Source organism: Microcoleus sp. B3-D7 (assembly GCF_036705305.1).
Classification (GTDB): domain Bacteria; phylum Cyanobacteriota; class Cyanobacteriia; order Cyanobacteriales; family Microcoleaceae; genus Microcoleus.
Genome location: NZ_JAUBUE010000028.1, coordinates 83,005 through 94,191 on the forward strand (window position 1 = coordinate 83,005; position 11,187 = coordinate 94,191).

An 11,187-nucleotide genomic window follows, 5' to 3' on the forward strand; every position below is an offset into this window, starting at 1 on the left:
CCCGCTGATGGGCGTAAACGAGCGTCCATCAGCGGTGAAAAACTCCAAATTAGGACACAGCAGCGGTTTCTTTACCGATCGACATATTGCAGCAAAGTGTCCACACTAGCATTGTGGTCTATGAAAGAAAACAAATGTTTGAAGAGGAGTTTTCCATCTGCACCCAAAACAAACTGAGCCGGCAAAGGAGCACCTAAAGCCTGACCGACTTGATAAGCCCGAAAAACTTGACAGCCTGGATCAGAAAGCAGAGGCATTTTCAAGCCTAAATCTCTAACCACAATTTGGCTTTGGCGATCGTCGGTACTGGCAACCATCAATAATTCTATATTGCGATCGGCAAATTTTTCCCAGTTTTCATTCAAAGCTTTAATGTGAGGAAAACAGAAAGGGCAATATTGCTTTTCAGTAAAAATCCGCGTAAAAGCCAGAACTACCGGCTTATCGCCCCGATAATTCGACAGCCGCACCAATTTGCCATTATTAATATCCGGCAATTCAAAGTCGGGCGTCATCTGTCCCAGCTTCAGAACATTACTCGCCGGAACAGGCAATAAATTTTGGAAAAACCGCTCATTTAACAAGCCGCTAAAATTAGTAGAAGTCAGCATATTTCCTAATTGGGTAATTGCTAATTGCTAATTGGTAATTAAAAATCCGGTTAAATAAATGCCTCTGCAGGTACGGACACGGCAGCGCCGTGTCCGTAGAAATATAATGTGCTTAAACCGCAGCAAAGAATACCTTAGACTTGACTGGATCGGGAGTCATAGTCTTGTCACCGGGCTGCCAGCCGGCGGGACAAACTTCATCGGGGTGAGACTGGACGTGTTGGATAGCTTGCAGAGTGCGGAGAGTTTCGTCCACGTTGCGGCCGAAGGCAAGATTGTTGATAGTAGAGTGTTGGATGATGCCTTCTTTGTCGATGATGAACAGACCTCTGAGGGCAACGCCTGCTTCTGGGTCGAGGACGTTGTAGTCTGAACTAATTGTTTTTTTGAGGTCAGCAACTAAGGGATAGTTGAGGTCGCCGACACCGCCTGATTTGCGGTCTGTTTGTATCCAAGCGAGGTGGGAGAATTCGCTGTCAACGGATACGCCGAGGATTTCGGTATCGATTTTCTTGAAGTCCTCGAAGCGATCGCTAAATGCTGTAATCTCAGTCGGGCACACAAAGGTGAAGTCCAAGGGGTAGAAGAACAGGACTACATACTTTTTGCCTTTATAGTCTGACAGTTTAACAGTCTTGAATTCCTGATCCACTACGGCTGTTGCTGCGAAATCGGGTGCAGCTTGACCAACCCGGAGGCATTCACTGGTCATAGATTTTGTTTCCTTTTTTACGAACTGTTACAAATATATCATACTCATAACGACTACAAGTATCTTCTCGATAAATCAAAAAAAATACGCTCTCAAAATTGAGAGCGCAGTTTTTTTTATTTAATAATGGCTCAGGCGGGATTTGAACCTGCGACCTTGGGCTTATGAGTCCCCTGCGCTAACCACTGCGCCACTGAGCCAAATCTACTTCACGATTTACTATCGTAGCACGGTAGGGCTAGCTATGTCTTCTTTTCACACAACATTATTTCTCATAGCTTCCAGTAAAAGTTATGAGTTTTGATAATCATTCAAAACCCATAACTTCCGACCAGTCGTTACCGAGAAGCGCTGGACGCATCATCTGGCAGTAAAGCCATGGGGTTGATAGCACCCTGTCCGGCGGGATGAATTTCAAAGTGCAAGTGCGGCCCGGTACTGAAGCCAGTGCTGCCCATTTCTGAAATCTGTTCCCCTTGAGCGACTCTCTGACCCTTTTGCACCAAAATCCGGCTGTTGTGGGCATAGACAGTCTCAGTGCCGTCAGGATGCGTAATTTCCACCAGATACCCGTAGCCGCCGTCGTTCCACTGAGCATAGGTAACCACCCCGTCTGATGCTGCCACAATTGGCGTGCCGATCGGCCCTGCAATATCAATTCCTTTGTGCATCCGTCCCCACCGCCAGCCGTAGCCAGAAGTAAGAACGCCCTTAGACGGCCAAATAAACCCCTTAGCCGACTGTTGTTTGCCGTTAGGCAGATAGGTATCAGGGCTAGAAAGCGGAGGCAGTTCTGGAGAAACCATGCGTCCCAAAGACGGGTTGCTTAGGGGATCGTAACCGTCGGCTCCCAAAGGAGCAGTTGCTACCACAGGCTGCTGCCCAGCAGAGGTCGGCGTCAGGTTGATCGGTTGCAGTTCCGCTGCCCGAGCGGGGTCTAAACGCTCTTGCTGCTGCTTCTGAACCTGTTCAGACCACGCTCTCGATGGCGGTCTGCTGATTTCATTCTGCACCGCCTCAGTATAGTCGGGGGTGTAAAGATATGGATTGACACTTGGCATATCCTCAGACGGGTTGACCGAGGACCCGTCATTTGGAGCCAGGGACACCGCATTGGGGCCGATCGAATTGCGCGAGGCACGATATTCCTCTCGCAGCCGGACAACTTCTGCCCTCAATCGTTCGGAATAAGGGTTGAGAGCTTCTGCGGTAGGGAGAGCCTCCGAATTCGACTCTGGTAAAGCGCTAGTTGGATCGGCATTTGAACCCTGAGCGCTAGTATTTGCCACGAAGCTGAGCGGCTGCGGGTATTCTCCCGTAGCGATGGCGGTAGCAGTTGCACTGGCTGGCCCAGGCAGGGCACTGGTGTCAACTGCACCTGTAAATGTTGGTTCGCCTTGAAGAGCCAGCTTCCCTGGATCGCGAATCGTTTGGGAAACTTGAGTGAGCGGAATGCTGTTAATTTGGGGAACCATCGGCGCTGAAATATTGTTCAGACCTTCCAGGTTCTCCAGGGGAGATACAACAGGCACTTTGGGCGCGGGTACTGCAACGCCAGCACCTGCTATTTCCGAGGTAGACGAGCTGGGGTTCAAAGATGCGGGAACCGAACTCGCTGCCCAGACAGATGTAGAGTTGGAGGCAGAATAAGATGCTGCCACCTCCACCCCTGGATTTTTAAATCCAACTTGGGGAATTTTGAGGCGTTGATTGACATTCAGCAAGTTGGGGTTGCCGAGCTTGTTGACGGAGATCAGATCTTTGGGCGATACGCCGTGACCTTTGGCGATCGCATCTAGGGTATCTCCCGGACGCACGCTGTAGAGAACCTCAGCCGGCGTGGCGGTACTTCCCGCAGGGGGGACTACCACAGCCGAGGGCAAACTGGGTGTTGCCAAAGACTCTTCAATTGACTCGAATGCTCGATCGGGCGATGCTGCTTGACCTCCCCCGGAATTGGGAATTACAGGTGTGGCATCGAGGTCAGGAATAGTTGTCCCAGTTGCATATCCGGGGGAGGTCAGCGTCGGTGCTGACTCGGGCAAAAATGCCGCAGGTGTAGATAAAGTTGCTCCCCCCTCCGACCCGAACATAGTTCGACCCGATTCTGTGGTGCGGTTTTCCTGTTTTTTCAAACTGTCGATCGCCCCGTCTGCATTCGGGATCTCGATCGAACTTTGTTCCGGTACCGTCGTAACCAGCGGGGTCGCTGCGGTTGATGGCAGCGCTGTCATGGCTGCACTATCCAATGGCTCGGAGCCAGTCAGATTTAACTCTTGTTCGGGATTGACCGTCGCTGCGCGCTCTAGCGAAGCCGATGTGCTATAGCCGGCGTTCTGTTGTGGTGTGGCTTCCGTCGCAGTCGGAATTCTGAGCTGTTGGCCAACTTGGAGTATGGTATCGGGTTGGATGTCGTTGGCAGTTGCTAGTACCAACGGTTCAACTTCATAATCCCGAGAAAGCTCCCAAAGGCTTTGCCCCTCCTGCACCTTAACCGTCGCCGGCTCAGAAGGTGCTCCGGGCTGTTGGGCCTTGGAACCGTCAACTTGTGCGGACGTAGCGGACCCGTTGGCCGATACTGGCTGTACTTCAGCGGTGGATTCTGATGTCGGTGCGAGTTCAGACGCGCGAGCGCTGTCTCCATTTCTCGGTAGCAGGATGCCAGAAGCACCTACCGATATTGCCAGCCCGATTGTGGCGAGAGAGCGAACTCTGCCTGTGCTGAGCGTTGTCTGTTTGGATGGTTCCGCAGAACCGTCTCTGTCGATTTCACTAGCCTGAACAGGCTTAATTTGGGGATATGTTCGTTTCAAAAAAACGACCTCCTACTGAGAAGCGCTAACTGTCCTTGGAAACACTCAAGGGGATCGCATGACGCTGAGTTTAAATCAACAAGCAAAAATATTCTGATTGTTGACAGCTATCATGCTTAGGCCAGATTACCTTGCTTTTTTAATTTAGACAAGCTCAAACCGTCATAAATTTTAAAATTCTCGGTCAAACCTGCTGCAATTAACCCCACAAGCCTTACACCGCAATAGCTGGAACGAATACATAAAATCTTCGTTCCGGTAAGGCTCTGAACTCTCACCTATTATCAGACTTTAGGCTAATTTCCGGACAACCTACAACCGTATATTTACTAGATATAGTGTTCAGACCCAAGCTGGTACTCGCTCACGCCCTAAATCGCTAAAATCCTCTGTTTTTGTTGCTGAATCATCTTGGGAGTAATTTGGTGTTGCTGATAACAATCTGTTTTTGAATGAATAAAATATATTAATGTCGGCTATCTACATTTTCACCCCTTTGATACAAATTTCTTATACTTAAATGGAGATTTGGCAGCCTCCGGCAGCTATTAAATATCTATATATTTATGTGTTGATAATGATTTATCCCAGCTCTCCCAACTGTCGTTTAGCCTCAAATAAACCCACAGTGGCGCTGACGGAGAGGTTCAAACTCCTGACTCCAGGCTGGCTCATCGGAATAAAAAGTGTGGCGTCGCAGGCATCCAAGACGAATTGGGGAATGCCTACAGTTTCCGAGCCAAACATCAGCCAGTCGTTGGGCTGAAATTGGAATTGCGCGTAATTGCATCGCCCGCCAGTGCTGAATCCGATTGATCGTCCCCCGCGCTGCTCCCGATAGGCCTGAAAAGCCGCTAAGTCTTCGTGGCAGTGGAGGTTGACGTAGGGCCAGTAATCTAAGCCTGCCCGTTTCAGGTAGCGATCGCTAATTTCAAACCCCAGCGGGCCCACTAAATGCAGTTCTGTGCCTGTGGCAGCGCAAGTGCGGGCGATATTGCCAGTATTTGGGGGGATTTGCGGGTGAATCAAGACAAGTTGGGGCATGAAGCTAATTAAAAGCGAACGATACAGCTATTGGGAAATTTAAAAAACCACCCACAGGTAGATATACCTTATAGCTTTTATTTATAACCTTTGTCGAACTCCATTGATTAAATATTCTGATTTGTTTTTGGGAGTCGCTCTGCAACTTTTGACCGGGAGGTGCGGGCTATTTGTATTGGCTGAGTACGCATAGCCAGGGGGCTAGTGAAAGCCCCCGTTATAATAACGGCGGGTACTTCAGGCAACTAACTGGGCGCACAAGTTGTCTTCTAGCTCCCATTCTTGGTGAGCCATCCCCTGAATCCCTTGCAGAATAATACTGCGGGTGTCCGAACCGCCCTCGTGTAGCTTCAACCACTGCTGGGCCGTGTTGCCTTCCCGGAGAATCTTTTTGAGTGGCGAGAGAAAGCAACTAAAGCCGCGTTTTTTGGCTATAGGCCACACTTCGCGGTAAATTTCCTCAATCCAATCTCGTGCCAGAATAGTCCTGCCGTCCTGCCAGTGGGTTAGTGGAGCATCCAAACTTTGCCGGGATGCAGCAATTTCGTTGGCGTCTGTGAGAGCAACTAAGTCTTGGTTGCGGGTGGCCGCCGGTAAGGTGCTGAGTTCTAAGGGGTCTAAGCTGGGGTCTTCCATCATCTGCCAAATGCGAGCTTCTAGTAAGGCAGTGATGGCCAACAAAGCCAGAGGATTGACTTCGAGGTCGCAAATTCTCAGTTCGAGGCGGTTGAGACAGTAGGGGCGACGATCGCCATTGGGTCGCACTGCAGACCACAAATGGCGGACGTTTTGCATAGTACCGAGTTCTAGCTGTTCTTCAGTCCACTGAATGTAATGCTTGTGACTTTCAAACAGGGGGACGATGGCGGGAGTTTTGGGAAACAAACCCCACCGAGTGGAATGATAGCCCGTGACTTCGCCGTCGAGGAAGGGGGAAGAGGCGCTCAAGGCAAGGTATAGCGGTGCTTCGACGCGGGCGAGGCGGATGGCCCGCATCAGCATTTCTGGTTGGGAGATGCCGATGTTGATGTGAATGCTGGCGGTGACGACTTTGGTGCCGTAGGTTTGCTCGATGTAGGTGTGGTAGGGGTTGTTGGGATCGGATCTGTAAAATCGATCGCTACCTCCGAGAGACAGGGTACTTCCCGGCAGCAAGGTATAGTCGCCCAATTGTTTTAAATACTCGCGCAACCGGACTCGCGGCTTGACTAAGGCGCACAACAGGCGATCGTAGCTGCACAGCGGGGCGGTCGTGTACTCCACATTGCGGCTATCAGGCTCCCGGACAAATCCCTCTAGATCGGCGACTATGCGATCGGAGAGACCAACAACCTCACCCTCGGGAGTGCCGGTATACATTTCTACTTCAAAGCCTTTTGATAGCAGCACGTTTGTTCCTCAGCTAAGTTGAGTGCTAGTTTCTAGTATCCCAAAAATTGACCTGTTCCTACTATCTTCCACGAGGCAGAGTTGAAATTTTTCGCGACTGGCACTGAAACCGGGTTTTTCGGCCCCAGCAAGTTTGAGCGTTTGTGTGTTAGTTGCGATCGGGCTGCCGCGACAAATACTGCCATCACAAAGAGTTTCCGAGGCGGTTTTAAAGTCAAAAAGGCTGTTTGTTCGATCGCGGACGTGTTTCATGGGGCATTCGTGACGATCGAACTTATGGTAAATAGAACCCACTCCTGCCTCCGTTCGTCATCTGTTTTCTGCCTTGAGGGGGATAGCCGCAGATATATCTTGGGTGCGATTCTAAAAGATCACTCTGCAATAGTTTTGAGCTATTATTAACCCCTAAAAATCCCTGTGAAAGAGCAAGAAAGAACCCCTCCCAATTTTTGGAATATGCTAAGCAATTTAGCCTTAGTCCGGTTTTTGCTTTTATTTGCTTCTGGTTGGGCTGGACTGCAACTTTTAGCTTACTTTGAAACTGCCGTCGCGGTTTTCACCATTGCTGCACTCGTGGCTTTTTTGCTCAACTATCCGGTGCGAACTCTCCAAAGATTTTTACCGCGAAGTTTAGCTGTCGCCTTCGTTGTCTTGCTCACCATTTTAGTTTTGGGCGGTCTCACCGTCACTGTAGGCGTCACTCTTTTATCTCAAGGACAGCAATTAATTGACAGCATGACTGAATTTTTGAATGCTCTGGCGCCTCTGTCCGAGCGCATCGAAGCATTTCTGCGGGCGAGAAACCTGCAAGTTAACCTGCGAGTTATTGAGGAACAACTGCGAAATCAAGCTTTGGCGGGAGTTGTATCGAGTATTGCTTTTTTACAAGTATTTTTAACCAATTTATTGAATTTAATATTAATTTTGGTGGTGGCTTCTTTCATGTTACTTGATGGAGAGAGGCTGTGGGTGTTAGTTCTCAAATTTATACCTCGACACCTGCACAGGCGTTTAAGCGTAACAATAGAGAAAAACTTTTTAGGATTTTTTCAGGCACAAATCCTATTAATGTTATTTTTGACAACAGCAAGTTTTTTAATTTTTCTGCTGTTAGATGTGAAATTTCCCTTGATTTTAGCCTTTATTATCGGATTGTTTGATTTAGTTCCAGGGATCGGAGCGACGCTGGGAATTAGCTTAGTTTGTTTTATTGTATTGTCTCAAAATGTGTGGCTCTCTTTAAAAGTATTGGCAGCTTGCATTGTTTTGCAGCAAATTCAAGACAACTTTATTCATCCCAGACTGATGCAAAATTCCCTTAACCTCAATCCGGTAGTGGTATTTTTTGCACTGTTAGTCGGGGCAAGATCAGCAGGACTTTTAGGTATATTTCTGGCGATTCCGCTAGCGGGAGTGATAGTTAGCTGGTTTGACATTGAAGAAATGCAAGCGGAGGGTTAATTGATACAGCCATCCTATTTGGTATCAAATATTACTGAAAAATTCAGTTTTAACAGGCAGACTACAAGTCCCATGCTTCAAAAACTCTCCTTTACCCAAAGCTCAACTAAAAATAAAGAGTAAAAAGTAACTTAGGATACACCTTACTGCGTCAAGTCAATGAATAAATTGCAAGTCAGTAGGAAATCTTTCTTCTTCTGGTTCTGGATCATAAATGTAATCGCAGTCAAAACGCAGAGCTTGAGAGTGGCGACTGATTGAAAATCCGCAATTACTCACCATTTCTGTAGTAAAAGTTGCCATGACTAACTCAATTAGCCTTCTGTAGGAAATGTTAGGTAGTTGAACGTAATACGTGCGTCTGGCAAAAAAGATTCTCTCATCTTTCGGGAGAATTATGCCATTAATTCTGTGTGCGTGTTGAATCGGCTTGATATAGGTTTCAATAAACTGCGACTGATTTTTTTGCAGTCTCGCTAATCTTTCGTGTTGCAACCAGCTCATTTGAAACACAATTTTAATAAATTCAAAACCTAAAATGTAGTTAAAAACATTATTACGTTCTTCTGTACTCAAGACGAAGCGGAGTGCAGATTCTAAATATTGGTCAGTTTCTCTGCGCGATTGTTGAGCTGAGTGGATATAAAATTGTTTGATGTAGCTTCTTAAATCTGATTCATTTAATTGTTTTTTGACCCGAAATCTGATTAAATACTCTTTGACTCGGTGTAGAGTATCTACATCTTCAAACATTTTTGAGACTAAACCGTCGGCTGTATAATTATCTAAAAATTCTGCTTGCAAGTCGGGAGTAGATGCACACAATATGTAGCAGAGGGACAAAACATAGCGCCGTTGGTTCCAAGGCAAGCTTTGGGCCCATTCTTTAACTTCTACAGGGAGTTTTTGCAGCACGGTATCTGTGTGGGGGAGTTGAGCAAGGTCGGCATATTTATGTTTTTGTTTAATCATTGCCTGAAACCTTATATTAGTAAGTATACAGAGTAGTAGATCGCAGAGGATGGGAGAGGGGAGCTGCGAGGGAGGGCTGCCACTTATTCTGTCTTATTTTCTTGCCATCTATCTAAATATACATTCTGGATGCAACAGAGGGCGTGATCTGTCTCACACTTTAGCGAGTTTTAAATCACAAATGCTAGCTCTTCGCATCACATTTTGCGACTGTGAGTGTCACCCATAAAACTTATTCACGTCACCGGAGTAACAGTGGGTTTCGCTGAGGATTAAGTCGAGTGATTCATAAGTTTTTGTTAGTAATTATTACTGAGATCAATCATGAACTGGACTACAAGTATTTTCCCGAAAAATCAGTGCCAAGACTTAACTTTTTGCTATCGCCTCTTGCAACAAGTGCCACAGTGGCTCGATAGCATTGCAGTGGGAGAGCCACCAGTAACTCAGTGGTGTGCCAACTTATACTCACCCGGTGTTCTTGTGAGAGAGATATCTAGTTATTGGGACACCATTTTTTCCATATACTGCCTATGTGCAAACTTAATCCTGTGTATGAGGAATTAATTGGGTTAAGCTGTTGGTCTCTCTCGTTTTGGGGTGGGGTCAGCCAGAACAGATACAAGTTTCCGACAAGAGTAGTGAGCAACCCAAAGTTTTAGATCCTAGTTCCAACTCCCAGATGTATCTGTGGAGTAAATCTAACATCTAAAATCGACTGAGGTATGCGGCGAAGATGTAACCCTATACTGCTGATTGAGGGGTGTCATACCTCGATCACCCATTGATATCAATTATTTATGGGGTCTGTCGCTCTGGTAGTTGCGAGAGCCCTAATTTAAGCCATAATTGTTGATAATATCAATGGATGCCTGTCGATAGGAGTGGTTATCCATCGTGGCGCTTAAGCCAAAAATAACATCAAGCGGTAGCAGCAAAAACAATAACTATAAAAATAATTTAATCATCTAGGTGGGATTAGGGAAGTGAATATGTTTAACGCAACTGAACTGCTGATTAAGGCTTTTGTCAATCGCCTGATTGAAGGCTACCGCCACACTTATGGCGGGTTTAAATCTGACTATGGCGAGATTATTGCTTGGGTGGCCAGTATGGCTTTAGAAAATATTGCTAATAGCGATGCTCTTTACCATAATGTCGAACACACTATTTTAGTAACCTTGGTGGGACAAGCAATTCTGGGTGGGAAGCACATCCGCGAAGGTGGTGTTTCCTGCGAAGATTGGCTGCACTTCCACATTGCTTTGCTATGTCACGATATCGGGTATGTTAAAGGTGTCTGCCGACAAGATAGAACAGATTTGGGACTGTATGCAACGGGAATAGGCGACCTGAAATTAACACTGCCTCCGGGGGCGACGGATGCTAGTTTGATGCTTTATCATGTCGATCGCGGAAAAATGTTTATTGACGAGCGTTTTGGCAGCCACAAACTGATTGATGCTGAGCTGGTTAAGCGTAATATTGAGCTGACTCGTTTCCCAGTTCCTGCTGATGAAGATTATCAAGATATTGTAAATTACCCGGGTTTAGTTCGGGCTGCTGATTTAATTGGTCAGTTGAGTGATCCGCGATATTTGCAAAAGATTGCGGCGCTGTTTTACGAGTTTGAGGAGACTGGGCAAAATCTGGTTTTGGGCTATCAGAACCCGGGGGAGTTGCGGGATGGTTATCCGAAGTTTTATTGGAATGTGGTTTATCGGTATGTGAAGGATGCGATCGGCTATTTAGAACTGACGCAGCAGGGGAAACAAGTGGTTGCTAATTTGAGCGCGAATGTTTTTCGGGTGGAGCATTCTCAGGTTCCAGAGTCTGCGGTGGCTGTAGTTAGCTAGGGTTGGGGTGGATGTCGGGCGATCGCTCTTTTCAACTGATTCGCGGTCAAGGTTACTTTAAGTTAAAACCTATAATTGCTTTGATAATTACTGATGTTGAAATGTTTGACAATGACCAAGAAGTAATTTCTCATTTTGTGTTTACTGATAAAAACAGTTTATTTGATTATGTCGATCCATAGATGGAACTGATATTTATCGAATTGCCCAAATAAAATAAACAATTGGATGAGTTAGAAACTTTGACTGATAATACCAATTTTATGTGAAGTTGCATATAATAGAGAGATAGCTTTTATGGTGCGTTTATGAGTCGTAGTTTAAAAATT

The 11,187-nt window shown here is 46.6% G+C and carries 11 protein-coding genes and 1 tRNA gene; 4 read left to right on the forward strand and 8 right to left on the reverse strand.

Features of this window, described 5'->3' with window-relative positions; genetic code table 11:
• Positions 1 to 71: 71 nt before the first annotated feature.
• The 7 genes from QUB25_RS18935 to QUB25_RS18965 all read right to left on the reverse strand — a co-directional run bounded on the left by QUB25_RS18935 (position 72) and on the right by QUB25_RS18965 (position 6,863).
• Positions 72 to 611 (reverse strand): redoxin domain-containing protein, encoded by a 540-nt coding sequence (locus tag QUB25_RS18935; protein WP_333185097.1) that lies wholly within the window; start codon positions 609 to 611, stop codon positions 72 to 74.
• 112 nt (positions 612 to 723) lie between these two features.
• Complete coding sequence (locus tag QUB25_RS18940) at positions 724 to 1,323, reverse strand: peroxiredoxin (protein WP_190663488.1); 600 nt, start codon at positions 1,321 to 1,323, stop codon at positions 724 to 726.
• Positions 1,324 to 1,450: 127 nt separating this feature from the next.
• Positions 1,451 to 1,523, reverse strand: a tRNA-Met gene (locus tag QUB25_RS18945).
• Positions 1,524 to 1,661: 138 nt separating this feature from the next.
• Positions 1,662 to 4,136 (reverse strand): peptidoglycan DD-metalloendopeptidase family protein, encoded by a 2,475-nt coding sequence (locus tag QUB25_RS18950; RefSeq protein WP_333185098.1) that lies wholly within the window; start codon positions 4,134 to 4,136, stop codon positions 1,662 to 1,664.
• A gap of 582 nt (positions 4,137 to 4,718) precedes the next feature.
• Positions 4,719 to 5,180, reverse strand: a complete 462-nt coding sequence (locus QUB25_RS18955; protein WP_333037752.1) for a tRNA (cytidine(34)-2'-O)-methyltransferase — start codon at positions 5,178 to 5,180, stop codon at positions 4,719 to 4,721.
• A gap of 237 nt (positions 5,181 to 5,417) precedes the next feature.
• On the reverse strand, positions 5,418 to 6,569 hold the full coding sequence (gene gshA, locus QUB25_RS18960; RefSeq protein WP_333037750.1) for a glutamate--cysteine ligase: 1,152 nt from the start codon (positions 6,567 to 6,569) through the stop codon (positions 5,418 to 5,420).
• Positions 6,570 to 6,578: 9 nt separating this feature from the next.
• Complete coding sequence (locus QUB25_RS18965; protein ID WP_333185099.1) at positions 6,579 to 6,863, reverse strand: hypothetical protein; 285 nt, start codon at positions 6,861 to 6,863, stop codon at positions 6,579 to 6,581.
• 123 nt (positions 6,864 to 6,986) lie between these two features.
• Between QUB25_RS18965 and QUB25_RS18970 the strand changes: the two genes are divergently transcribed.
• A complete protein-coding gene (locus tag QUB25_RS18970; protein WP_333062618.1) occupies positions 6,987 to 8,030 on the forward strand; it encodes an AI-2E family transporter in 1,044 nt (347 codons plus the stop codon).
• 156 nt (positions 8,031 to 8,186) lie between these two features.
• Here the strand turns inward: QUB25_RS18970 and QUB25_RS18975 are convergent, their stop codons facing one another.
• Positions 8,187 to 9,002, reverse strand: coding sequence for a cobyrinic acid a,c-diamide synthase (locus tag QUB25_RS18975; RefSeq protein WP_333037746.1), 816 nt, complete (start codon positions 9,000 to 9,002; stop codon positions 8,187 to 8,189).
• A 503-nt stretch (positions 9,003 to 9,505) separates the two neighbouring features.
• On the opposite strand from QUB25_RS18975, the gene QUB25_RS29855 reads away from it, so the two are divergent.
• The 3 genes from QUB25_RS29855 (at position 9,506) to QUB25_RS18985 (ending at position 11,040) form a co-directional block, all read left to right on the forward strand.
• Entirely contained in the window at positions 9,506 to 9,664 is a 159-nt protein-coding gene (locus QUB25_RS29855) for a Mo-dependent nitrogenase C-terminal domain-containing protein (protein WP_445251965.1), read from the forward strand.
• A 330-nt stretch (positions 9,665 to 9,994) separates the two neighbouring features.
• Positions 9,995 to 10,858 carry an Npun_R2479 family HD domain-containing metalloprotein gene (locus QUB25_RS18980; RefSeq protein WP_333062616.1) on the forward strand — a complete coding sequence of 288 codons (864 nt, stop codon included), beginning with the start codon at positions 9,995 to 9,997 and terminating at the stop codon, positions 10,856 to 10,858.
• 11 nt (positions 10,859 to 10,869) lie between these two features.
• Positions 10,870 to 11,040, forward strand: coding sequence for a hypothetical protein (locus QUB25_RS18985; protein ID WP_333185101.1), 171 nt, complete (start codon positions 10,870 to 10,872; stop codon positions 11,038 to 11,040).
• Positions 11,041 to 11,187 lie beyond the last annotated feature (147 nt).